The organism is Enterococcus sp. HMSC078F03, assembly GCF_001811595.1.
GTDB lineage: Bacteria > Bacillota > Bacilli > Lactobacillales > Enterococcaceae > Enterococcus > Enterococcus faecalis.
Window position 1 is genome coordinate 277,791 of record NZ_KV805602.1, and the last position, 24,357, is coordinate 302,147.

26 protein-coding genes are annotated in these 24,357 nt (G+C 37.8%); 23 read left to right on the top strand and 3 right to left on the bottom strand.

All coding sequences use genetic code 11. The annotated features are described in order from the left end of the window. Positions 1-29 precede the first annotated feature (29 nt). The 9 genes from HMPREF2810_RS14020 (at position 30) to thrB (ending at position 9,394) form a co-directional block, all read left to right on the top strand. Positions 30-362, top strand: a complete 333-nt coding sequence (locus HMPREF2810_RS14020) for a PadR family transcriptional regulator (RefSeq protein ID WP_002356722.1) — start codon at positions 30-32, stop codon at positions 360-362. Then, the gene (locus HMPREF2810_RS14025; RefSeq protein ID WP_002356724.1) at positions 359-1,387 is read left to right on the top strand and encodes a permease prefix domain 1-containing protein; all 1,029 of its coding nucleotides are present in this window, start codon (positions 359-361) and stop codon (positions 1,385-1,387) included. The genes HMPREF2810_RS14020 and HMPREF2810_RS14025 overlap by 4 nt, the downstream gene beginning before the upstream one ends. Positions 1,388-1,521: 134 nt before the next feature. Further along, positions 1,522-2,973 (top strand): aminotransferase-like domain-containing protein, encoded by a 1,452-nt coding sequence (locus HMPREF2810_RS14030; protein WP_002362680.1) that lies wholly within the window; start codon positions 1,522-1,524, stop codon positions 2,971-2,973. A 120-nt stretch (positions 2,974-3,093) separates the two neighbouring features. Further along, complete coding sequence (locus tag HMPREF2810_RS14035; protein ID WP_002370434.1) at positions 3,094-4,818, top strand: phospho-sugar mutase; 1,725 nt, start codon at positions 3,094-3,096, stop codon at positions 4,816-4,818. A 106-nt stretch (positions 4,819-4,924) separates the two neighbouring features. After that, complete coding sequence (gene proC / locus HMPREF2810_RS14040) at positions 4,925-5,707, top strand: pyrroline-5-carboxylate reductase (RefSeq protein ID WP_002384225.1); 783 nt, start codon at positions 4,925-4,927, stop codon at positions 5,705-5,707. 116 nt (positions 5,708-5,823) lie between these two features. Beyond that, positions 5,824-6,132, top strand: a complete 309-nt coding sequence (locus tag HMPREF2810_RS14045) for an ArsR/SmtB family transcription factor (RefSeq protein ID WP_002356730.1) — start codon at positions 5,824-5,826, stop codon at positions 6,130-6,132. Between the two features lie 51 nt (positions 6,133-6,183). Next, a complete protein-coding gene (locus tag HMPREF2810_RS14050) occupies positions 6,184-7,476 on the top strand; it encodes a homoserine dehydrogenase (RefSeq protein WP_010815204.1) in 1,293 nt (430 codons plus the stop codon). A 2-nt stretch (positions 7,477-7,478) separates the two neighbouring features. Further along, positions 7,479-8,534, top strand: a complete 1,056-nt coding sequence (gene thrC, locus HMPREF2810_RS14055) for a threonine synthase (RefSeq protein ID WP_002356733.1) — start codon at positions 7,479-7,481, stop codon at positions 8,532-8,534. Beyond that, positions 8,531-9,394: a homoserine kinase gene (gene thrB / locus HMPREF2810_RS14060; RefSeq protein WP_002384228.1), complete on the top strand. Its 864-nt coding sequence runs from the start codon at positions 8,531-8,533 to the stop codon at positions 9,392-9,394. The genes thrC and thrB overlap by 4 nt, the downstream gene beginning before the upstream one ends. A 41-nt stretch (positions 9,395-9,435) precedes the next feature. On the opposite strand, the gene HMPREF2810_RS14065 is transcribed toward thrB, so the two are convergent. After that, the gene (locus tag HMPREF2810_RS14065; protein ID WP_002382760.1) at positions 9,436-10,293 is read right to left on the bottom strand and encodes a pyruvate, water dikinase regulatory protein; all 858 of its coding nucleotides are present in this window, start codon (positions 10,291-10,293) and stop codon (positions 9,436-9,438) included. Positions 10,294-10,391: 98 nt separating this feature from the next. Here HMPREF2810_RS14065 and HMPREF2810_RS14070 point away from each other — a divergent pair, with 98 nt between their 5' ends. The 12 genes from HMPREF2810_RS14070 to HMPREF2810_RS15825 all read left to right on the top strand — a co-directional run bounded on the left by HMPREF2810_RS14070 (position 10,392) and on the right by HMPREF2810_RS15825 (position 21,475). Further along, positions 10,392-10,832: a Fur family transcriptional regulator gene (locus tag HMPREF2810_RS14070; protein ID WP_002387080.1), complete on the top strand. Its 441-nt coding sequence runs from the start codon at positions 10,392-10,394 to the stop codon at positions 10,830-10,832. Between the two features lie 165 nt (positions 10,833-10,997). After that, on the top strand, positions 10,998-11,174 hold the full coding sequence (gene rpsU / locus HMPREF2810_RS14075; protein ID WP_002356740.1) for a 30S ribosomal protein S21: 177 nt from the start codon (positions 10,998-11,000) through the stop codon (positions 11,172-11,174). Positions 11,175-11,199: 25 nt separating this feature from the next. After that, positions 11,200-11,649: a GatB/YqeY domain-containing protein gene (locus tag HMPREF2810_RS14080; RefSeq protein WP_002356741.1), complete on the top strand. Its 450-nt coding sequence runs from the start codon at positions 11,200-11,202 to the stop codon at positions 11,647-11,649. Positions 11,650-11,783: 134 nt separating this feature from the next. Next, entirely contained in the window at positions 11,784-12,806 is a 1,023-nt protein-coding gene (locus HMPREF2810_RS14085; protein WP_002356743.1) for a PhoH family protein, read from the top strand. Between the two features lie 28 nt (positions 12,807-12,834). After that, complete coding sequence (locus HMPREF2810_RS14090; RefSeq protein WP_002356744.1) at positions 12,835-15,033, top strand: HD family phosphohydrolase; 2,199 nt, start codon at positions 12,835-12,837, stop codon at positions 15,031-15,033. Beyond that, complete coding sequence (gene ybeY, locus HMPREF2810_RS14095; RefSeq protein ID WP_002356745.1) at positions 15,033-15,512, top strand: rRNA maturation RNase YbeY; 480 nt, start codon at positions 15,033-15,035, stop codon at positions 15,510-15,512. The genes HMPREF2810_RS14090 and ybeY overlap by 1 nt, the downstream gene beginning before the upstream one ends. Beyond that, on the top strand, positions 15,496-15,897 hold the full coding sequence (locus tag HMPREF2810_RS14100; RefSeq protein ID WP_002382764.1) for a diacylglycerol kinase family protein: 402 nt from the start codon (positions 15,496-15,498) through the stop codon (positions 15,895-15,897). Before ybeY ends, HMPREF2810_RS14100 begins: the two co-directional genes overlap by 17 nt. Before the next feature lie 13 nt (positions 15,898-15,910). Next, positions 15,911-16,813 carry a GTPase Era gene (gene era / locus HMPREF2810_RS14105; protein WP_002359745.1) on the top strand — a complete coding sequence of 301 codons (903 nt, stop codon included), beginning with the start codon at positions 15,911-15,913 and terminating at the stop codon, positions 16,811-16,813. Positions 16,814-16,895: 82 nt separating this feature from the next. Beyond that, positions 16,896-17,684 (top strand): DNA repair protein RecO, encoded by a 789-nt coding sequence (gene recO / locus HMPREF2810_RS14110; RefSeq protein ID WP_002356748.1) that lies wholly within the window; start codon positions 16,896-16,898, stop codon positions 17,682-17,684. A 565-nt stretch (positions 17,685-18,249) separates the two neighbouring features. Beyond that, the gene (gene glyQ / locus HMPREF2810_RS14115; protein ID WP_010706545.1) at positions 18,250-19,158 is read left to right on the top strand and encodes a glycine--tRNA ligase subunit alpha; all 909 of its coding nucleotides are present in this window, start codon (positions 18,250-18,252) and stop codon (positions 19,156-19,158) included. A gap of 1 nt (position 19,159) precedes the next feature. Beyond that, positions 19,160-21,244, top strand: coding sequence for a glycine--tRNA ligase subunit beta (glyS, locus tag HMPREF2810_RS14120; protein ID WP_002370425.1), 2,085 nt, complete (start codon positions 19,160-19,162; stop codon positions 21,242-21,244). Positions 21,245-21,283: 39 nt separating this feature from the next. Beyond that, positions 21,284-21,475 carry a DNA-directed RNA polymerase subunit alpha C-terminal domain-containing protein gene (locus HMPREF2810_RS15825; protein ID WP_002384231.1) on the top strand — a complete coding sequence of 64 codons (192 nt, stop codon included), beginning with the start codon at positions 21,284-21,286 and terminating at the stop codon, positions 21,473-21,475. A gap of 33 nt (positions 21,476-21,508) precedes the next feature. Here the strand turns inward: HMPREF2810_RS15825 and yidC are convergent, their stop codons facing one another. Then, positions 21,509-22,441: a membrane protein insertase YidC gene (gene yidC, locus HMPREF2810_RS14130; RefSeq protein WP_002384232.1), complete on the bottom strand. Its 933-nt coding sequence runs from the start codon at positions 22,439-22,441 to the stop codon at positions 21,509-21,511. Between the two features lie 166 nt (positions 22,442-22,607). Beyond that, complete coding sequence (locus HMPREF2810_RS14135; protein ID WP_002356756.1) at positions 22,608-22,883, bottom strand: acylphosphatase; 276 nt, start codon at positions 22,881-22,883, stop codon at positions 22,608-22,610. A gap of 106 nt (positions 22,884-22,989) precedes the next feature. Here HMPREF2810_RS14135 and HMPREF2810_RS14140 point away from each other — a divergent pair, with 106 nt between their 5' ends. Further along, positions 22,990-23,766 (top strand): TrmH family RNA methyltransferase, encoded by a 777-nt coding sequence (locus HMPREF2810_RS14140; protein WP_002356757.1) that lies wholly within the window; start codon positions 22,990-22,992, stop codon positions 23,764-23,766. 19 nt (positions 23,767-23,785) lie between these two features. Then, positions 23,786-24,223, top strand: a complete 438-nt coding sequence (locus HMPREF2810_RS14145) for a GNAT family N-acetyltransferase (RefSeq protein WP_010815202.1) — start codon at positions 23,786-23,788, stop codon at positions 24,221-24,223. The last annotated feature ends 134 nt before the right edge of the window (positions 24,224-24,357 follow it).

Below are 24,357 nucleotides of genomic sequence, written 5' to 3' on the forward strand. Positions count from 1 at the left end.
TAGTTGAAGTACTTGAGGGAGGAATTTATGTGATTGGTAGTGATGCAATTCGAGGATACAACGATACCTTTATTCTCTCAATCTTACAATCCGGCGCTTCATATGGTTATGCGATTTCTAAACGCATTCGTGAAATTTCTAAAGAACAATATTCGATTAAAGAAACGACACTTTATTCTGCTTTTACACGTTTAGAGAAAAATGGCTACATTGAATCATTTCCAGGAGAAGTAACGCATGGCAAAAAGCGGACCTATTATCAAATAACCCATGCAGGAGAGCGTTATTTAGAGGAAAAGTTACTAGAATGGGAAGTAACAAAAGACGTCGTCGAAGCATTTGTAAAGGAGATGGGAAAATGAAAATTATAGAAGAATTTATTGATAGCTTATTTTCAGGTGTTGTTGAAACATCTGAAACAAAACAATTAAAGGCGGACTTATTAGCAAATGCTGAGGATCGTTATGAAGATTTGCTCAGCCAAGGAAAATCGGAAAATGAAGCAATTGGTACAATTATTTCTGAATTTGGTACTATTGATGAATTAATGGAAGAATTGAATTTAGAAAATAAACAAGTGGATGAAACAAACGATTCAATGAACGGTTTGCCAGAAATTTCAGTGGAGGAAGGACTTGACTATTTAGCTGTCCAACGTAAAGGTGCTATTCAAATTGGCCTTGGTGTTGTTGCAATCATGGTGGGTGTTGGCTTGCTGGTTGGTATGCGTGGTGTTCTTTCTAACGGTCTTGGTTTAGTTTGTCTTTTCATAGGTGTGGCAATCGGCGTTCCATTATTTATTGTTGCTGGTAATCGGTTTGTTGCAATGGACAAACAACTGGGGCAACGATTGATTCCGATTAAGTTAAAAAAAGAAGTTGCACAAAGAGAACAAAGTTTTCAACGATCATTTATTTTTTGTATGGCAGCGGGCGTCGTTTTTTGTATTTTGGGTTTAATCCCAGTTGTTGTCTTTAGTAGTGGCCTTCATCTGATGATGCGCCGTTCCATGCATCAAATGATGGGCGGACAATATTATAATGGAACGATGGGGATTAGTTGGCTCTTCTTTTTAGTATCGGTGGGTGTCTTCTTGTTTATATTTGGTGGAGTAATTAAAGGAAGTTTTAATAAATTGCTAAATGAAACTTATTTTTATTCAGAACATGTTGGTCATCCTGATTTTGCCCCTCAACAAACAAAAACAGAGGAAGGACCTGTGGGAAATCCTGTCGGTGCAATTATTGCATCCGTTTATTGGCCCTTAGTTGTTGCACTCTATCTATTTATTAGTTTTGTTTTAGGGGATTGGCGGTTTAGTTGGTTAATCTTTATGTTCGCAGGAATCTTTTATAACACCATCCAAGCATTTTTACACAAACATTGAGACAAACCTGTTAATAGTAAAACAGAAAAGTGGGACATTCGTCAAAACGGCTGTCCCACTTTTCTTGTATTTTCGATTGACAAAAGCATTAAACTGGATTACTTTTAACTCATCCAATTGTTGAGGTGATTGCTATGTGGCAACTTAAAAAAGAACAAAATGTTCCCATTTATCGCAGTATTATGGAAATGATTGTTCAAAAGATTCAAACAGGCGAATTATTACCAGGTGAAAAAATCCCTTCGGAACGTAAACTGGCAGAATACTTATCTGTCAATCGTTCAACCGTTGTTCATGCATTAGATGAACTGGTGGACTTAGGCTGGATTGTGCGAAAAAGAGGGAGCGGAACGATTGTCAACGAAGGAAAATGGGGGGTAATGATGACGCCACGAACGGATTGGCATCGTTATTTAGAACAAAATGTGTTCAAACAAGTTCATCCCTTGGTGACAGAGATTGAGTTACGTGCTAAACAAAATTTGCCGACTGACTTAGATATGTATACAGGCGAGTTGCCGTTAGACTTAATTCCCAGTTTCGATTTTCCAGCATTAAATTGGAAACAATTTTTAAAAGAGGAAGCACAAGATGAATTAGGTTATTTGCCGTTAAGAAAAGAAATCCAAGCCATTACAGCAACGGAATATCAGCTTCATTTACCAAGTGAAAGTTTATTGCTCACTTCAGGTGCACAACAAGCACTTTTTTTAGTTTTGCAAGTTTTATTGAGACAAGGAGATAGTGTTGCCGTAGAAGATCCATCTTTCTTCTATGCCTTACCAATTTTCCAAGCTGCTGGTGTGCGCTTATTTGGTGTGCCCATGACAGAGGAAGGGATTGATCTTGAAGCGCTAGAACAAACAATTCGACAACATCGCATCAAAATGGTTATGGTTAATCCTTCCTTTCAAAATCCGACTGGGACAGTAATGCCTTTAAGAAAAAGAGAACAGCTTGTGAAAGTCTGTCAAACGTATCAAGTTCCAATTTTAGAAGATGATGTTTTTGGGCAGCTAAGTTTTATCCCAAAAACAGAAATTCCTCCTTTAAAAAAATTAGATCCAGATAATGTCTTGTATATCGGTTCGTTGTCAAAAATTTTAGGTTCGACCACGAAAATTGGTTGGTTAAGTGCGCCCGCCTCTGTGACGAAACAAATTGCAGAAGCCAGAAAAATGATGGATGTTTCGTTGAGTATTTTTCCGCAGATGCTCGCTAAAATGGCGATTGAAGATCCTTCTTTTTCTGAAAAAATTACGTTATTAAATAAACAAGTGGAACAACGAGCAACAGCTGTATATCAAGTATTTAAATCGTTGCCAGAATGGGAAGTTTCGCCAGTAAAAGGCGGTTTTTATTTATGGGCACATTGGCGTCAAGGGGCACTTAAGCCAGAAGATTGGCAAGTGTTTTTACGAGAAGGTGTTTTGGTAGCACCAAGTGTAGCTTTTAGTGAAAAACGTGGAAGTATTCGCTTGAACTGTTCCCGAATTTCACCAGAAGAAATGCCTCTTTTTTGTGAGCGAATGGTACGGATTACACGACAGCTTTCTGAAAATAGACAAACAAAAATAGAACAGTAAGTAAGATTTTTCTTATAAAAATCATTTGCTGAGAGAAAACGCTACAACTTCCCTTTTCTAAACGAATATCCAATGCTATACTTAAAAAGTAAAAACAAAAAAACAAATGAGGTGTTTTCCATGTCTTGGGAACAAGTTTACCAACAATGGTTAAATGAAGAAAATATTCCAGAAAATTTAAAAAATGAATTAAAGGACTTAAATACAGACCCTGAAAAATGTGAAGATGCATTTTACGCACCATTAGAATTTGGGACTGCCGGGATGCGCGGGATTTTAGGCGCCGGTATTAATCGGATGAATATCTTTACGGTTCGTCAAGCAACAGAAGGACTTGCACGTTTTATGGATACGCAAGATCCTGAAACAAAACGTCGCGGTGTAGCTATTGCCTATGATTCACGTCATATGTCTCCAGAATTTGCAATGGAAGCAGCTAAAACATTAGCTAAACATGATATTCCTTCTTTTGTGTTTGAAAGCTTACGACCAACACCAGAATTATCTTTTGCGGTCCGCTACTTTAAAGCTTTTGCGGGAATCATGATTACGGCTTCTCACAATCCAGCTGCCTATAATGGCTACAAAGTCTATGGTGAAGACGGTGGTCAAATGCCGCCAGCTGATGCAGATGCATTAACTAAATATGTTCGTAGTATCGAAAATTCTTTGAAAATTGATGTCTTATCAGATGAAGAAGTTGCCCACAGCGGTTTAATTAACATTGTTGGTGAAGAAGTCGATAACGCGTATTTGAAAGAAATTAAAACAGTTACGATTAATCAAGAATTAATTAACGAAATGGGTAAAGAATTAAAATTAGTTTACACTCCCTTACATGGAACTGGGAAAATGTTAGGAGAAAAGGCATTAAAACAAGCCGGTTTTGAAAAATTTGTTTTAGTACCTGAGCAAGCCGTTGCTGATCCTGACTTTACTACAGTTAAGTCACCAAACCCTGAAGAACATTCAGCTTTTGAATACGCGATTCGTTTAGGGGAAAAAGAAGGCGCTGATTTATTGATTGCAACAGATCCAGATGCTGATCGTTTAGGTGCTGCTGTGCGGATGCCAAATGGAGACTACCAAGTATTAACAGGAAATCAATTAGGTTCAATTATGATTCATTATATTTTAGAAGCCCATCAACAAGCAGGCACGTTGCCTCAAAATGCTGCGGTTCTAAAATCAATCGTTTCTAGTGAACTTGCTACAGCGATTGCTGAGAAATATAATACGAAGATGTTTAATGTTTTAACAGGTTTCAAATTTATTGCTGAAAAAATTCAACAATACGAAGAAGACCACAGTCAAACGTTTATGTTTGGTTTTGAAGAAAGTTATGGTTACTTAGTGAAACCTTTTGTTCGTGATAAAGATGCAATTCAAGCGTTAGTTTTATTAGCAGAAGTAGCGGCTTTCTATAAAAAACAAGGAAAAACATTATACGATGGCTTACAAGATATCTTTGAAGAATTTGGTTACTTTGAAGAAAAAACTATTTCCGTAACAATGAGCGGAATTGAAGGAAGCGGTAAAATCAAAGCTTTAATGGCAAAATGTCGTGAACAAGCGCCAACTGAGTTTGCCGGGATTCAAGTTGCTCAAACGGAAGATTTTAAAGAATTAACACGCACTTTTGCAGATGGTCAAACAGAACAATTACAAACGCCTCCTTCTGATGTGTTGAAATATCATTTAGAAGATGGCAGTTGGATTGCTATCCGACCATCAGGAACAGAACCAAAAATTAAATTCTATCTAGCAACAAAAGCAACAAGTAGTTCAGAAGCTTCTGAAAAAATTGCTGCGTTTGAAGCAGTCGTTAATGAATTAACAAAATAAAATAAACGAAACAGGCTGTACGGAAAAAAGTACGAATGTTAGTGTTTGTGTCAAAAGCTAATTGACTTTTGACACAAACACTTTATTTAACTAAGGAGGGAATGCTATGAAAATTGGCTTTATCGGTGCTGGCAGTATGGGCGGTGCCATCATTAAAGGGTTACTGAAAGCTGAGGCAGTCAAGAAGGAACATTTATATGTGAAAGGCGGATCAAGTGGAACAGCAGAAGCACTTCAAAAAGAGTGGGGCTTTCAACTTGTCACAGATTATGCACTTTTCCAAGAATGTAAGGTTATTTTTATTGCGACAGGAGCAAAGGTCGTGTTACCTGTCCTTCAGGAATTAGCCCCTCATTTTTCCAACGAAAGTCTATTGATTTCTGTTGCAACAGGTCATACCATAGAAGAAGCACAAATGGCCCTTGGCAATAAAGAAGCCAAAGTTGTTCATGCCATTCCTAATACACCAGTTAGCGTGAATCAAGGCGTGATTGGCGTAGCCTTGGCACCAACAATTGAAGGCCAAACGAAGGAACTGGTAATGGAACTTCTTGCTACTTTAGGGTTAGTCAAAGAAATTCGTGAAGCGCAACTGGAAACTTTTGGTACTGTGGCTGGTTGCAGTCCAGCTTTTGTTGATATCTTTATGGAAGCATTGGGAGATGCAGCAGTCTTAGAAGGGTTACCAAGAGACTTATCTTATGAAATTGTCGCTCAAATGATAAAAGGAACGGCGACCTTAGCCTTAGACACGAAAAAACACCCAGGAGCATTGAAAGATGAAGTGACTTCTCCAGGAGGAAGTACGATTCGCGGTGTCGTAGCTCTAGAAAAAAATGGCTTCCGTTATGCCGTGATGGATGCAGTTCAGCAAGCCAACCACGAATAGATGAAGAAAGTTGGAAAATCGACAAGTTTGTCATTTTTCCAACTTTCTTTGTGCCATATTTTTCGTAGGAAAGAACAATCGCAGTTCTTATTTTAAAAAACTCTGTGTTATAATGAGTGCAAAGTGAGGCGACTATAATGAAACAAATGGAAGAAATCAAACAAGTAAGTCAATTATATAAAGTATTAAGTGATCCAACACGTTTAAGAATTTTGCTACTTTTAAAAGAAGGCGAGCATAATGTAACGGCGATTAGTGAACAATTGGGAATGGAACAGTCCGCCGTTTCTCATCAACTAAAATTATTAAGAGATAGCCGGGTTGTCAAGGCACGTCGCGAAGGAAAAACGATTTTTTATACATTAGATGATCATCATGTAATAGATATTTTAAATCAGACCTTTGAGCATATTGAACACCGATAAAAAGTAGGAAAAAATAGCGTAACTAGAATAGCGCTGTTGATGGAGGTAAAAATGAAGGATACCTTAAAGACCGGGTTACTAGGATTAGGGACTGTAGGCACTGGCGTTTTAACTCTCTTGAAAGAACATCAAGAGAAAATTTCACAAGTGACAGGAATGAATGTAGTCATTGAAAAAGCATTTGTCCGAAATCTTGAAACGAAACAAGCGCAAGCGGAAGAATACGGTCTTTCTTTAACAACTTCAATTGATGATATTTTAGAAGATAAAGAGATTCAAATCGTTGTGGAATTAATGGGAACCATTGAACCAGCCAAAACGTATATCATGAAAGCTTTAGAAAATGGTAAACATATTGTGACTGCTAATAAAGATTTGCTGGCGCAACATGGGAGTGAATTAGTAGCGTTAGCCCAAAAACATCATTGTGATTTATATTATGAAGCAAGTGTTGCTGGCGGGATTCCTATTTTAAGAACAATTGCTAATAGCTTAGCGGCAGACAATATTCAAAAAGTTTTAGGAATTGTTAACGGTACGACGAATTATATGCTTACGCAAATGGTTTCTGCTGATAAAAGTTATGAAGAAGCTTTAGCAGAAGCGCAAGCGTTGGGATTTGCTGAAGCGGATCCGACAAATGATGTCGATGGAATCGATGCAGCCTATAAAATGGTTATTTTAAGTCAATTTGCTTTTGGGATGAATGTTTCATTACCACAAGTTGATATTCGTGGAATTCGCGGATTGTCTTTAGATGATGTCGCTATGGCTAAACAACTGGGGTATGAAATCAAATTGATTGGCTCTGCTGAACAAAATGAGAATAGTATCTCGGTGGAAGTGGCGCCTATGCTAGTCAATCAAAAGCACCCTATTGCATCTGTTCGGAATGAGTACAATGCAGTATTTATAAAAAGTGCAGGCGTGGGGGAATCAATGTATTACGGTCCAGGAGCTGGCGCTAAACCGACAGCAACCAGTGTGGTCAGTGATTTAATTACGATTGCTAAAAACATTCGCTTGGCAACGACTGGCCATATGTTCAATTCGTATCAACATAAAACCCAATTGACGAGTTCCGAAAATGTATTTGGGCAGTACTATTTTTCATTAGATGTTCCAGATACACCAGGACAATTTTTGCAGTTGACGCAATTAATGACTAAAGCAGAAGTCAGCTTTGATCAATTAGTTCAACAGAAATCAGATGGACAGCGAGCAAGAATTGTTGCCATTACACACCAGATATCAAAAGCACAAATGCAACAAGTTGTGACAGCTATTCAAAATACGGAAGCCTTTCAGTTATTGAATGTAATGAAGGTTATAGGAGATGAGTAAACATGTATGAAGGTTTGTTAAAACAGTATCAAGCGTATTTGCCCGTAACAGAAAAAACACCAATGATTTCTTTAGCCGAAGGAAATACGCCACTGATTCCTTTACCTAATTTATCCAAAGAATTAGGTATTCAATTATATGGAAAATACGAAGGCTTAAATCCCACTGGCTCATTCAAAGATCGCGGGATGGTGATGGCTGTAGCAAAAGCGGTAGAAGAAGGTGCCAAAGCGATTGTTTGTGCTTCTACAGGAAATACTAGTGCCGCCGCTGCTGCGTATGCCACAAGAGCAGGTATTAAAGCGTATGTAGTGATTCCAGAAGGGAAAATCGCACTGGGAAAATTGGCGCAAGCTATTATGTATGGGGCAGACATTATTTCGATTCCAGGTAACTTTGATGAAGCATTAAAAGCGGTGCGAGAGATTGCGAAAACTGAGGCAGTTGCGCTAGTTAATTCAGTGAATCCTTATCGCTTAGAAGGGCAAAAGACAGCAGCTTTTGAAGTTTGTGAACAATTAGGTCAAGCGCCCGATGTCTTAGCGATTCCAGTTGGAAATGCCGGCAATATTTCCGCTTACTGGAAAGGCTTTAAAGAATGGCATGAAAAACAAGGAACAACTTTACCAAGAATGCATGGTTTTGAAGCAGAAGGTGCCGCAGCGATCGTGAAAGGCCAAGTGATTGAGCAACCTGAAACCGTGGCAACAGCGATCCGGATTGGAAATCCTGCTAGTTGGCAACTAGCAGAACAGGCACGGGATGAATCCGGTGGTTTCATTGATGCCGTGACAGATCAAGAAATTTTAACGGCTTACCGAAAAATTGCTGCTCAAGATGGGGTTTTCATTGAACCTGGTTCGGCTGCTTCATTAGCTGGAGTTATTCAACATGTTAAAAGCGGTAAAATCAAAGCAGGTGAAACCGTCGTGGCAGTCTTTACTGGTAACGGACTGAAAGATCCTGATACAGCAATGGAGACAGAAGTAGCTATTTCAAAAATGAGTGACGTGGAAGAAATGCGTCTGCACTTACGAAAAGGAGTCGCAACACTATGAAAATAAGAGTACCTGCCACTAGTGCCAACTTAGGACCTGGCTTTGATTCATGTGGCATTGCATTATCCGCTTATTTAACAATCAACGTTTTAGGTGAAAGTGAATTTTGGGAAATTCAACATACTATGGGAGAAGAGATTCCTACTAATGAAGAGAATTTATTAATTCAAACGGCATTGAAAATTGCACCAGAATTAACACCAAAAGTTATTCGGATGGTTTCTGACATTCCCCTTGCAAGAGGACTAGGCAGTAGCTCAAGTGTGATTGTAGCAGGCATTGAATTAGCTAACCGACTAGCACATTTAAATTTGTCCCCTAAAGAAAAAGTTCGTTTGGCCACAGAGATGGAAGGACATCCGGATAATGTGGCCCCAGCTATTTTAGGAGATTTCGTGGTGGCTAGCCATGTAGAAAACCAAGTCTACCATGTCAAACATCACTTTCCAATGTGTGATGTCATTGCATTTATTCCAGAGGAACCATTATTTACCGAAAAAAGTCGCGCTGTTTTGCCCGAAAAATTGACTTATAAAGAAGCGGTCGCGGCCAGCTCAATTGCCAATGTTATGATTGCCGCAATTTTAAACGGAGATTTACCTTTAGCAGGCAAAATGATGGAACAAGATAAATGGCATGAAACGTATCGTCGTTCATTGGTTCCTCACTTAAAAGAAATTCGTCGTTTAACTCAGCAAAAAGGTGCTTATGGCTCTTTCTTAAGCGGTGCTGGTCCAACTGTGCTAATCTTGTCGCCAGAAGAACGAACCAACGAAATTGTTCAAAGTTTGGAGAAATTATCTACCAAAGCGAGCATCCAAATTTTCAATATTGATCAAGAAGGCGTTCAAGTCTTTTAAAAAAACGAGAAAAAATCACTAGTGATTTTTTCTCGTTTTTTTTAATCCTCGGATGTTTCCGTGGAATAATAACTATGATCTTCTAAGTTCAAAGCATTAAGAATCATTGAGGCAGTTTCTTCAATTGAAAGAGAAGCGACATCAATAACGATACAACCTAATTTTTGATAAAGATCATTAGCAAAAGCCAGTTCTCGCCGAATTTTTTCAATATCTGAATAAGAAGTATTTTCAGGCAATCCATATGCGCGCATTCGTTCTTTACGAATCCCGTTTAAAACATTGGGATCGTTGGTTAAGCCAACAATTTTTTTAGGGTCCATTTCGAATAATTGTTTCGGTAAATGTGCTTCAGGAATTAGTGGCAAATTAGCAACTTTTAAGTTCTTGTTGGCTAAAAAGAGACTTAGCGGTGTTTTAGAAGTTCGGGAAACACCAAGAAGTAACACATCCGCTTCTAAAAAGCCTCGTGGGTCCTTGCCATCGTCATATTTGACAGCAAATTCCATTGCTTCAATTCGTTTAAAATAATTTTCATTCAGATGATGTAAGGCACCTGGTTCCCGCATAGGTGCGACACCTGTTAATCGTTCGATTTCCGCAACAGGTGGTGTCAAAATGTCAAAATGGAACAATTGATGCTCATTGAAAAATTGATTAGCAATCGCCACGAGATGATCATTAATGATAGTATGCAGTACCATGGCCTCTGCTTTTTTGGCATCTTCTAACGCTTGCACCAGTTTATCTTCGTCTTTAACGAATGTTCGTCTAATCAAAGTAAAATCAACAGTGGGGTACTGGGCCATTGAAGCAGCCGCCAATTTTGAAGCGGTCTCGCCAGCAGAATCTGAGATGACAAAAATCGTCACACATTTTTTTTCTTCAGAAATAGTCATAGAGGGTAAGTCCTTTCTTGCATTTTTAATAATTTTATTATACCATAAGTCCAGAATCTATTTCGTAATGATTCTGATTTAGGTTGGTGAGGGAGGAAATGGCGATGGCACCAGTAAAAACCAATATTGAACAAGCCTTAGAAACCATGAAAGCCAGTGGATTAAAATATACTAAAAAACGAGAATTACTGATGAGCTATTTGATTAAGCGAAATCGGTATGTTTCTGCACGTGAAGTGTATGAATTTATGAATGAAACCTTTAAAGGAGTCAGTTATGATACGGTTTATCGTAACTTGCATGACTTTGAGCGCTTAGAATTGCTGGAAAAAACAGAATTAAATGGCGAGCAAAAGTTTCGCTTCCGTTGTTGCCAAGAGGTGGAACATCATCATCACTTTATTTGTACGGTTTGTGGCAAAACGGAAGAAATTCACATGTGTCCGATGAATTTTTTTGAAGAACAGTTAAAAGGTTGTTCAATTGAAGGACATCGCTTTGAAATACTTGGTCGTTGTGCCGATTGTTGCGAAAAATAGCGAATAAGACGAAAAATCAAACAAAAATTTCGTATTTTATCAGTAGAGTGGTTGACGGTTATTTATGCTTTAGCTATAATATAACAAGGACAGTATTTTAATTTGTGGGTTTTTCCCACAAATAAGAAAAACGGTTACTTTTTAAGCTCGGAGGGAGGGAATAACATGTCAAAAACAGTCGTTCGTAAAAACGAATCTCTTGATGATGCTCTTCGTCGCTTCAAACGTTCCGTTTCAAAAGCGGGTACTTTACAAGAATCACGTAAACGTGAATTCTACGAAAAACCAAGTGTAAAGCGTAAGAAAAAATCTGAAGCAGCTAGAAAACGTAAAAAATTCTAGTTTTGAATGAATTGGAGTTGGTGGTATGTCATTGCTAACCACATTGAATGACGACATTAAAACAGCGATGAAAGCTAAAGACAAAGAAACTTTAGCCGTACTTCGTATGTTAAAGACTGCCATTCAAAATGATCAGATTAAAGCGGGCCGTGAATTGAACGGAGAAGAAGAACTCACTGTATTGTCTCGTGAGATGAAACAGAGAAAAGATTCTTTATCAGAGTTTGAAAAGGCGGGACGCGACGATCTTGTTGAAAAAGTAAAAGTTGAAATAGCAATTGTTGAAAAATATATGCCTCAACAACTAACGGAGGAAGAAATTCGTCAACTAGTTCAAGAGGTAATGACGCAAACTGGCGCCACTTCACCAAAAGATTTTGGTAAAGTGATGGGCGCTATGATGCCGAAAGTCAAAGGCAAAGCCGATGGCAACCAAGTTAACGCAATTGTGAAAGAATTATTACAAGAAAACTAAGAGCGTTATCGAAACTAGGACAGGATACTGTCCTAGTTTTTTTATACAAAGAGAAAACCGGTAGCTTTTTACGGTTTTCTCTTTTTTGACTTTCAAAGTCAAATCAGGTACGACTTCTTTTTAAACAGATAAGAATGTGGTATCATTGTAAAGGACTATATAATAAAGGAGATGGACGTTTTTTGACAGATAATCAGTCAAAATCTTTGGAATTAATACTTACTGATTCTGATGATGCACACATGCTTTTAGGAACACATGATAAACATATCAAATTTTTAGAAGAGAATACCCACGTAACGATTAATAGTCGTGGCGAAGTTATTCAGTTAATTGGCGAATCATCAGAGGTAGAGTTAGTCGCTTCCGTGTTAAGAGCGCTACAAACATTAATTCAACGAGGCATCAAAGTGCATACGCCAGATGTCGTTTCTGCTTTAAAAATGGCCAAAGCTGGAAATTTAGAGGCGTTTATTGCCATGTATGAAGAAGAAATTATGAAGGACCATCATGGTCGGGCCATCCGAATTAAGAATGTTGGTCAAAAAAAATATATCGATGCAGTTAAAACTCATGACGTCATTTTCGGGGTGGGACCTGCGGGGACAGGGAAAACCTTTTTAGCCGTGGTGATGGCAGTAGCAGCTTTAAAAAAAGGTGAAGTACAAAAAATTATTTTAACTCGTCCAGCAGTGGAAGCTGGCGAAAGCTTGGGCTTTTTACCAGGTGACTTAAAAGAAAAAGTCGATCCTTATTTACGTCCAGTTTACGATGCCTTGTATCAAATTTTTGGTATGGATCATACAAATCGTTTAATGGAACGCGGCGTTATTGAAATAGCCCCGCTTGCTTATATGCGTGGTCGTACATTGGATGATGCTTTTGTCATTTTAGATGAAGCACAAAATACCACGGTTGCCCAAATGAAAATGTTTTTAACTCGTTTAGGGTTTAGTTCAAAAATGATTGTTAATGGAGATACTAGTCAGATTGACTTGCCACGTGGTGTAACAAGTGGTTTAGTTAACGCCGAGCGTACGTTAAAAGACATTGAAAAAATTGCCTTTGTAAATTTTGAAGCCAGTGACGTTGTGCGTCATCCGGTTGTAGCGCAAATTATTCAAGCCTATGAAAAAGAACAACAAAAGCATTCCTAAGCAGTTAGGGAAGGAGTGAAAGTACCTTTTGAAAAAAGTACTTACAAAGTTAGGGGATCGTTTAGGTAAAGCCTATTTACCTATTTTATTAGCCGTTTTTTCTCTTCTTTTATTTATGATTATGTTTGGCAGTGTCCATCAGAAAAGAGTAGAAATTAAAGAAGGTCAACTGGCCGAGAAAACTATTCGTGCAAATAAAAATATCGAGAATACCTACGAAACAGAACAAAGAAAAAAATTGGCAGCAGAAGCTGTCACACCCGAATATATTTATCAAGAAGATACGGCATCTGTCCAACATAATCGTATTGATAAATTATTTAAATTGATTGATTCTGCGAATGAAAAAGTAGACAAAGAGTACAGCAATAAGCAAGCAAAGGCCAAAAAGGAAGAAACGATTCCTGCGCCGACCGTGGAAGAACGAGTAGCTAGCTTAAAGTCATTGTTTGAATCTTTACCGCAAGATGAAGTTACGTTTTATCAAAGTTTTCCTAATGTTTTTTATCAAACAATCTTTACATTAACCTCTGAGCAATTAGATAAGGTTCGTTCAGAAAGTTTGATGTTGGTGGATGATGCGATGCAAAATCACGTTCGAGAATCTGATTTGGATAAAATTCGCCAAGAAGCTAACGGTAAAATTCAATACTTAGACATTACGAGTACCATGCAACAAGTCATTCGTTACATTGTTAACCAAGGGATTGTGGTAAACGATATTGCCAATGAAAAACGAACAGAAGAGCTACGCCAAAAAGCGATGAATGCTGTTCAACCCGCAATGATTTATCAAGGCGAAATTATTGTTCGTGAAGGTACTCAAATTGATGCAAAAGCGGTCGAAAAACTTGAGTTACTAGGAATGACTAGTCAAAATACGTCTATTTTTCCGATGGTGGCATTAGCACTAGCTATTTTACTTCAAGTTGAAGTGTTGATTTTCTTTACAAAACAAGTGACTGAGCCTTCGCGACAACGCTCGTTTATTATCTTTTACACGGGTGCTATGCTAATCAGTGTTATTTTAATGAAATTCTTCCAGATTTTCCAAACAGAGCAGTTGATGTATATTCCCTTGTTCTATCCAGCAGCCTTTGCACCGCTAATTCTAAATCATTTTGTGAATCGTCGTTCAGGGATAATCGCTGCCATTTTCCAAGTCGTTTTTGCGTTATTTATCTTTTATAATTCTATTGGCACAAACTCGTTGACGGTTATTCTGATTATGTACTTATTCTCAGGATTTCTAGCAACAGTTGTTAAACGAAAACGGATGAGTGAGCAAGTTTTCCCAGCTTTAATGTGGGTAGTGGTCTTTCCTGTTTTCATGGCGGTTGTCTTAATGATTTATCAAGGGATGAGTTTAACAGATGGTAAAACGTGGACAGCTTTAATTTGTGCAAGTGCAGGAACGGTACTTTCATTTTTAGCAACAATGGGCTTGCATCCATATATCGAATTATTAGTGACCGATGATAGTATGATTGTCTTGAATGAATTAAGTAATCCGAACCATCCGTTGTTAAAACAACTGTTAGAAGAAGCGCCAGGTACCTATCATCATAGCATGATGGTGGCTAGTTTGAGCGCTAACGCTGTTGCTGAGATTGGCGGGCGGTCGCTATTAACACGAGTTGCTTGTTATTACCATGACATTGGCAAAATTAAACACGCCAATTTCTTTGTGGAAAACTTACCTGCTGGTGCAGAAAATCCACATAACTTTTTATTACCAGAAGATAGTAAACAAATTATTTTTGGCCACGTAATTGATGGCGCCAAAATTTTAGAAGAGTACAATATGCCGCAAATGGTGATTGACATTTGTCGTCAACATCATGGCACAACATTGATGAAATTTTTCTATGTGAAAGCAAAAGAACGCAATCCTGAAATTAAAGAATCCGACTTCCGTTATCCTGGGCCACGTCCACAAACACGAGAAGCAGGGATTGTGAGTATTGCTGATACTTGTGAGGCTGCTGTGCGGGCGATGGATCATCCCACCAACGAAAAAATTCAAGCCTTTGTGCATAATGTGATTCAAGATAGAATTTCAGATGGCCAATTAGATGAATGCGGGTTAACGATGAAAGAGATTCGCATCATTGAAAAATCATTAATTAATGGATTGTGCAGTACCTTCCATTCACGGATTAAGTATCCAAAAATGAAAGCTGAAGCAGAAGAAATGAAAGATGAACAAGAAAAGAGAGATGACTAATGGATATTACTTTCATTGATGAAACCGAGAAAGTACCAACAGAAGAAATCAAAGAAATCGAAAACTTGCTGCAATTTGCAGCGGGTTTTCTAGAAATTGCCGAAGATACGGAGATGTCGGTGACTTTTACAGATAACGCAGGTATCCAAGTGATTAATCGTGACTATCGGGGCAAAGATATGCCTACAGATGTCATCAGTTTTGCTTTAGAGGATGAAGGGGAAGACGAATTGCCAATTATTTTTGATGATGAAGAGTTGGCAGAGCTACCACGGAATCTAGGTGATTTAATTATTTCAACAGAGCGAGCAGCAGAACAAGCAGTTGAATATGGGCACACATTGGAGCGAGAAATGGGCTTTTTGGCAGTACATGGCTTTTTACATTTGAATGGGTACGATCATATGGAACCTGAAGATGAAAAAGAAATGTTTGGTTTACAGAAAGAGATTTTAGATGCGTATGGCCTTAAAAGATGAGCAAACAGGAAAGAATAAACATTTTATTAATTCATTAGAATTTGCCTGGCAAGGAATCAAAACAGTTTTTCGAGAAGAACGTAATATGCGCAAACATGTGGCGTTTGGTGTCACGGCCATTGTGTTTGGTTTCTTGTTTTCCTTAACACTTGCTGAATGGCTGTGGTTGTTATTGGCTGTTTTTCTTGTCTGGTTGGCAGAAATTATCAACACAATTTTTGAAAATGTCGTAGATATGTTTACGGATTTTCACTTTCATCCAATCGGAAAAAAAGTTAAAGACATGGCCGCAGGAGCTGTTTTATTAACAGCCGGTTTCGCAGTGCTAGTAGGACTAATTCTATTTGTACCAAAAATTTTACAAATCATTCAAATGTGGAAATAAGAGGAGAAATACAATGACAACTGAACATAAATCTGGTTTTGTAGCCATTGTCGGCAGACCAAATGTTGGAAAATCAACATTGTTAAATCGAATTGTCGGCCAAAAAATTGCAATTATGAGTGACAAAGCACAAACAACTCGTAATAAGATTCAAGGAATTTATACAATTCCTGAAGCACAAATTGTTTTTATCGATACTCCAGGGATTCACAAACCTAAACACCGCTTAGGCGATTTCATGGTGGAAAGTGCCTATAATGCGATGCGTGAAGTAGATGCTACTTTATTCATGGTAAGTGCTGATCAAAAACGCGGGAAAGGTGACGACTTTATTATTGAACGATTGAAAAATAATAATAGTCCAGTCTACTTGATTATTAATAAAATTGACAAAGTCCATCCAGATGATTTATTGAGTATTATTGAAGACTATTCGAAACAAATGGACTTTAAAGAAATTATTCCCATTTCTGCCACTGAAGGAAATAATTTTGAGCATTTGATGGATGTTCTCGTTGAGCAAATGCCAGAAGGACCACAATATTTCCCTGATGACCAAATTACGGATCATCCAGAATATTTTATCGTTTCTGAATTAATTCGTGAAAAGGTGTTACTTTTAACAAGAGATGAGATTCCTCATTCTGTCGCTGTCGTTGTGGACTCAATGAAACGGGATGAAAACGATAAAGTCCATGTCCAAGCAACCATTATTGTGGAACGGGACAGTCAAAAAGGTATCATTATTGGCAAAGGCGGAAAAATGCTGAAACAAATTGGTACCAAGGCGCGTCAAGATATTGAATATTTATTAGATGACAAAGTGTATTTGGAGCTGTGGGTAAAAGTCCAAAAAGACTGGCGTGACAAAAAAATCTATTTACAAGATTTTGGTTATCGCAAAGAAGAATATTAAGAAAGTAGTGTTTGGGAAGCGAGTGTATAAACGAACTTTCCAAACACTACACTAATTTACATAAGAAATGGAAGTGAATTGAATGGCATTAGGGGAGACCAAAGGCATTATTTTATTTACGAAGGATTTTAAAGAGAAGGATAAACTCGTCAAAATTTTTACAGAATCCTATGGAAAATTGATGTTTTTTGTGAAAGGCGCGCATCGAAAAAATAATCCTCTTTTGCCAGCGATTCTGCCATTTACAGAAGCCGTCTACATCGGAAATTTTAGAGAAGAAGGCTTATCTTTTCTCAATAGCAGCAAAGAAGTTCAACCTTTTCGAAACATTCAACAAGACATATTTATTAACGCATATGGAACATATATTTTAAACTTAGTCGATGCAGCAATTGAAGATCAGCACTATGATCCGAACTTATTTCAATTTACCCACATGGCATTATCCGCTTTAAATGAGCAAAAAGATCCGGAAATCATTACAAATATTTTTGAAATTCAATTGTTAGAACGGTTTGGTGTACGACCAGAATGGCATCATTGTGTGGCTTGTGGCGAAACACAAGGGAAATTTGACTACTCTTCAAAGTATAGCGGTGTGCTTTGTGAAAAACATTGGCATTTAGATGAACAGCGCTACCATGCAGATCCTAGAGCAATTCATTTTATTCGCTTATTTGCGCAAGTCTCCTATGAAAAAGTCCAAAACATTCAAGTAAAAGAAGAAACTAAGAAGAGTATTCGAGAAACGATTGATATGTTATACGATGAATATGTTGGTTTGCACTTAAAAAGTAAAAAATTTATTGATCAAATGAAAACGTGGGAAAATACGTTAAAAATTCCGCCACGAAAGAAGGAAGAAAAATAAACATAAACAAGCAGACGTTTTTCTAAAAAAAATTTGACAACTTCCCTCAGACACCGTATTATGATAGAGAAGTTAAATACGTACGAAGAAAAAGAGAAGTAAAAAGAACCCTCTGTTAAGCGAATCTGGGAGAGTGGGAGCCAGAAACACGGAACTTTTGAAAGGCACTTTGGAGTACGACAAACGAAGCTGCCGATGAACACATCGGAAGTAGGGTGGAACCGCGATAATTATTCGTCCCTATGTCTATTAATAGGCATGGGGACTTTTTGCATGTTCCTCACTGCGACTGACACAAAGTGTCAGAGCAGATGTGGAACAGCACAAGGTGACCAAAGGGAACGTTGTAACCGAATAAAAAAAAGCAAACAGTTAACACCAAAAGAAAAAATAGTAACGTTTATTCAAAAAAGCTCAATTGGCGCAAAGGCGACAGAGTAGATGATGAACAGCATAAAAATTATCCCATTCTACAAAATTGTTTCTCTGTAGCCCTTTTTAAATTTACATTCCCGAAGCAAAGCCAATCCCTATGTCTATAAAAAATATTCCAAGGAGGAAAACAATGAAAAACAAGTTAACCGTACAAGAAATGATTTTAACCTTACAAAAATTTTGGTCATCTAATGGCTGTATGTTAATGCAAGCCTATGATACAGAAAAGGGAGCCGGCACCATGAGTCCTTACACGTTTTTACGTGCCATTGGACCTGAACCATGGAATGCTGCCTACGTAGAACCTTCTCGTCGTCCAGCTGATGGACGCTATGGTGAAAATCCGAACCGTCTATACCAACATCATCAATTCCAAGTTGTAATGAAGCCTTCTCCTGAAAATATCCAAGAACTTTATCTAGAAAGTTTGAAATTATTAGGAATTGATCCATTAGAACATGACATTCGTTTTGTAGAAGATAACTGGGAAAATCCTTCAATGGGCTGTGCTGGTTTAGGTTGGGAAGTTTGGTTAGATGGCATGGAAATTACCCAATTTACGTATTTCCAACAAGTTGGCGGCTTACAATGTCATCCTGTCACTTCTGAAATTACTTACGGGTTAGAACGCTTGGCATCATATATCCAAGAAGTCGAAAGTGTCTATGATCTAGAATGGACACAAGGCGTTAAATATGGTGAAATTTTTGTGCAACCTGAATATGAACATTCAAAATATTCCTTTGAAATTAGTAACCAAGAAATGCTTTTAGAAAACTTTGACAAATTTGAAAAAGAAGCTAAACGCTGTATTGAAGAAAGTTTAGTTCATCCAGCCTATGATTATATTTTAAAATGTAGCCATACATTCAATTTATTAGATGCTCGCGGTGCTGTCTCTGTAACGGAACGTGCAGGATATTTAGCCCGCATTCGGAATATGGCTCGTTCCGTAGCGAAAATTTTTGTGGCTGAACGTGAAAAATTAGGGTTCCCATTATTAAATAAAGACCAACACGTATCCAAGGAGGCAGAATAACATGGCAAAAGATTTATTATTAGAAATTGGCTTAGAAGAAATGCCCGCACATGTTGTCACACCAAGCCGTATCCAACTTGAAGAAAAAGTAATCAAATTTTTAGATGAACATCATTTAGACTATGAAACAGTGCAATCCTTTGCCACACCTCGTCGTTTAGCCGTGAAAGTAACTGCGATTCCTGAAAAACAAGCGGATGTTGAAGAAGAAGTAAAAGGTCCAGCGAAAAAGATTGCTTTAGATGCTGAAGGAAATTGGTCAAAAGCTGCACAAGGTTTTGTACGCGGCCAAGGAGTTACAACTGAGGACATTGTTTTCAAAGAATTAAATGGTGTCGAATATGTCTATGTGACGAAGTTTACCAAAGGCCAAAGTGCCAAAGAGGTATTAACAAAATTAAATGACGTGATTACAAGTCTAACTTTCCCGGTAACAATGCACTGGGCAAACTATGATTTCGAATATATTCGTCCAATTCACTGGATTGTGGCACTACTTGATGATGAAGTAATTCCTTTCAAAGTGTTAGACGTGACAACAGGGCAAACTTCTCGTGGCCACCGTTTCTTGGGAGACGATGTGACGTTCCAACATGCTAATGAATATGAAGCAAAATTAAAAGAACAATTTGTAGTGGTTCAACCGAATGAACGGAAACAAATGATTGTTGATCAAGCGAACGCTCTCGCTGCAGAAAAAAATTGGCAGTTAGCTTTAGATGAAGAGTTATTGGAAGAAGTTACGAATTTAGTGGAATATCCAACTGCATTTGTAGGCAGTTTTGATGAAAAATATTTATCTGTTCCAGATGAAGTATTAGTGACTTCTATGAAAGAACACCAACGTTACTTTGAAGTTCGTAACGACCAAGGCTTATTAATGCCGCATTTTATCGCTGTTCGCAATGGGGATAATGTTCACCTTGAAAACGTGATTAAAGGAAATGAAAAAGTGTTAATTGCTCGTTTAGAAGATGCAGAATTCTTTTATAATGAAGATAAAAAATTAACGATTGAAGCATGTGTTGAAAAACTAAAAAATGTGACTTTCCATGAAAAGATTGGCTCAATTTATGAAAAAATGCAACGGGTTGCTTTAATTGCACAAATCATTGGTCGAAAAGTTGGCTTATCTGAGGAGGAATTGGAAGATTTAAAACGTGCCTCTGAAATTTATAAATTTGACTTAGTAACAAATATGGTTGGTGAATTCCCAGAATTACAAGGAATTATGGGAGAAAAATATGCCTTATTACAAGGCGAAAAACCAGCCGTAGCAACGGCGATTCGAGAACATTATCTACCAACTTCCAGTGAAGGTGAATTGCCAGAAACAGCAATCGGGGCTGTTTTAGCCTTAGCCGATAAGCTTGACAGCGTCTTTTCATTCTTCTCAGTTGGTATGATTCCAACAGGTTCTAACGATCCTTATGCACTTCGTCGTCAAACCTATGGCGTTATCCGAATTATTGAAGATAAAGGCTGGACCTTCCCATTAGTTCAATTACAAACAGAAGTTGATGAAGCAGTGAATCAAGATGTTGAGAAATATGGCGTTTTACTAAACGAAGGACAAGCAGAAGTCGTTGAATTTGTGAAAGCTCGCTTACGTCAATTATTAATGACGAAAAATGTTCGCCATGACATTATCGATGCAGTGGTGTCTGCTGAGCAAGCCGATTTATCGAAATTATTTGCTTCAGCGAATATTTTAAAAAGCCGTTTTGAAGATCAAGATTTTAAACCATCAATGGAAGCCTTAACGCGTGTTATTAATTTAGCGAAAAAAGGTCAAGAACTTTTAGGTGATACTGAAGAAGGGATTGATCCAAGTCTGTTTGAAAATAAGGCAGAAAAAGAACTGTATCAAGCAGTTAACGATTTATCTGAAGCATTTGCGACACGCACGATTGCAGAAAACTATGAAGCACTAGTAAATCTACGTCCGTTAATTGATGCGTACTTCAATGAAACGATGGTTATGGTTGAGGATGAAAAAGTCAAACAAAACCGATTAAAACAATTAATGCAAATTGCTAAAATGGCGTTATCAATTGCTAGCTTAGATTTATTAATTGTAAAATAAAAAGCGCTGCTTTTCGACCGCTATGGAGGAACCGACAGCATGCTAGAAACAACATTTGAACAAATTTTAACACAATTATCAAAGCCAGCTGTTCGTGCGCTAACGAATGAAAAAATCGACAGTGTGGATGAACTCTATGCACGAGGCCGAAAAGCGTTACTTTCGTTGCATGGCTTTGGTCCAAAGTCTATTCGAACTATTGAAGAGATAACTGGGAAAGAATTGAAGTAAAAAAAGGATCGCCGTTTAGAGGCGATCCTTTTTTTATTTACGTTTTTGTTTTCCAGCATTGCGACCTTTATTGCCGTTTGCTTTTGGTTGGTTCGTTTTTTGCGTTGCTTTGTTTGTTTCTTTTGGTGTCACATCCTTAATAGGAGTAACCACTTGTTTTGGTGGGTTATTTTTCAATTCTTCTTGTACTTGTTTTTTAATTCTTGGACGTAAGAGGATATTTGTGATGGCAGATTGAATACATGTGAAAATACCACCAACTACCCAGTAAAGCGCTACGCCTGCAGGTGAGCTAAAGGACATGAAAACAATCATTAATGGTGAAACAATCAGCATTGATTTCATTGTTTTCTTTTGTTCTTCAGGAATACCAATCATTGAAATATAACCTTGAGCTAAATAGGCTAAACCAGCTAATGCCACTAAAATCATATTTGGTTGCCCTAAATTCATTCCTAAGAAGCTTGCCGTGGCAATACCTTTTGTATAACGAGCAGCAAAGAACAGAGAAGAGAAAATAGGCATTTGAATTAATAAAGGCAAACAACCAATTCCGCCAACCATACTCACATTGTTTTCTTTATAAATCTTTTGTAGTTCTGCTTGTGCGGCCATTTGCTCTTCACGCGTACTTGCTTGTTTCATTTTTGCTTGTGCAACATCCACTTGGGGTTTGATTGCTTGCATTTTTTCCGTTTGGATAAAGCTTTTTTTCGATTGATGTAAGCCTAACGGTAAAATAATGATCCGTACAATAATGGTGATAAAAATAATCGCCCAACCATAGTTCCAATTAAAGTTATCGACAAGATAAGTAATTGCATTACTCATCGGTAAAACAAGGAAGTTATAGACAAAACCTTCACCAGTTGGTTGTCCATCTGCTCCTGTTTTCACACAGCCTGATAAAAACATTACTAAAAATAGTAAGCCAGAGCCGTAAAGCCATCGGTTTAATTTACGCATGTAATTCGGTCCTTTTCTAAAAAATTTTTACATGGTTAACTATACTTGAAACAGCGCTCTTTTTCAATCAAAATCGAAAAGAAGCTCTTACAAAAATCAATAAAAAGCAGGAACTACTTGCTGTTCAAGGCTTCTTTCCAAAGAAATCAATCGTTAGAAAGTAAGTTTATTGAATCACTTTAAATTGTTCCGTTTCTTCTAACAAAGGGTCTTCTTGAATATCAACATACGTTACACGTCCCGCTGGACTGGGGGAATCTTTGATTTTTTTGATAAATGTTTCCATTATGTCTTCAGGTGCAATTGCTGTGATTGAAACGGACCCGTCGTCTTCGTTCTTCACCGAACCAGTGACACCTAATTGATCTGCCACCATTTTTGTCATGTAGCGGAAGCCAACACCTTGGACACGTCCTTGTACATTCATTCTTAGTTTTTCCATGAGAGACACTTCCTTTGCTTTTTTCTTTATGATAGCGATTTTTCTTGGTTCTAGCAAGTATCCAAGCAAGCTAGAAGCATGCTATAATACAAAGGCGAGGTGACTTATGAAAGAAATTACATCAACGAAAAATAACCAATTAAAAGAATGGAAAAAATTACACAAAAAGAAGTACCGAGAAGAACTGAACCAATATATAATAGAAGGATTTCATTTAGTTGAAGAAGCTGTGAAGGCCAATGCCGATGTCCAGTGGATTTTGTTTAACCAAAGAGGTCAACAAGAATGGGGAACTTGGTTAGCTGAACAAGAAACAGAAAAATTAATTTTTGTAAGTGATGAGGTTTTAAATAGCTTGTCGGAGTTGCCAACTTCACAAGGGATTTTGGCAATTGTCACCTTGGAAACGCAACAAGAGCAGTCGCTTTCTTTTAAAGGTGGTTGGTTACTTTTAGATAATATCCAAGACCCTGGTAATGTTGGTACGATGATTCGCACAGCTGATGCAGCAGGTTTAGCAGGCGTGATTTTAGGTAAGGGCACAGCAGATATTTACAATACAAAAGTGTTGCGCTCAATGCAGGGAAGCCACTATCATTTACCAGTTCTCCAACGAGAGTTGACTGAAGTGGTTCAGGCATTCAAGAAGCAAGGTCTACCAGTTTTCGGTACAGAACTAAATGAAGCTGCGATTGCTTATTATGAACAAGAGGCAGTGGAAAATTATGCGTTGATTTTAGGCAATGAAGGTAGCGGGGTTTCGCCAGAATTGTTAGCAGAAACCACGAAAAATCTTTATATTCCAATGAAAGGTCAAGCGGAATCATTGAATGTCGCTATCGCAGCAGGCGTGTTAATGTTTTATTTTGAAAATAATCAATAACAGAAACGAGTGTCAAAAAATGCTGACTATCAAAAAGACAACCCAGTTAACAGAAAAAGAATTAGAAACCATTATGGCTATTTGGCTGCAAACGAATCTAGAAGCTCATCCATTTGTCGCACCAACTTATTGGCAAGAAAATAAGGCATTTGTCCGCGCTGCGTTACCAAAAGCAACACTGATCTTAGCAGAAGAAGAGGGTCAGATAATTGGGTTTTTAGGCTTAATGGATAACTATATCGCAGGAATTTTTATAAAAAAAGTGTTTCAAGGGAAGGGCATCGGTCAGAAATTACTGCAAGTAGCAAAAGAAGAACAGGACATCTTATCTTTGGCTGTTTACAGGGAAAATCAAGCAGCGTACGCCTTTTATCAAAAACAAGGCTTTGTCCAACAAAAGCGAACCATCGATGAAACAGGAAACGAAGAATGTCATCTTGTTTGGCAAGCGCAGTAGGAGCGACATTTCTAGTTTTAAGGCTTGCTATTTTTCTGAAAATATCTTATACTGTTAAAGGTGTGATTTTCACACACGAAATCCACATTCTTTTCCATCTGCGAAGTGGTGCTACTACGGTAGTTCTTCAAGGA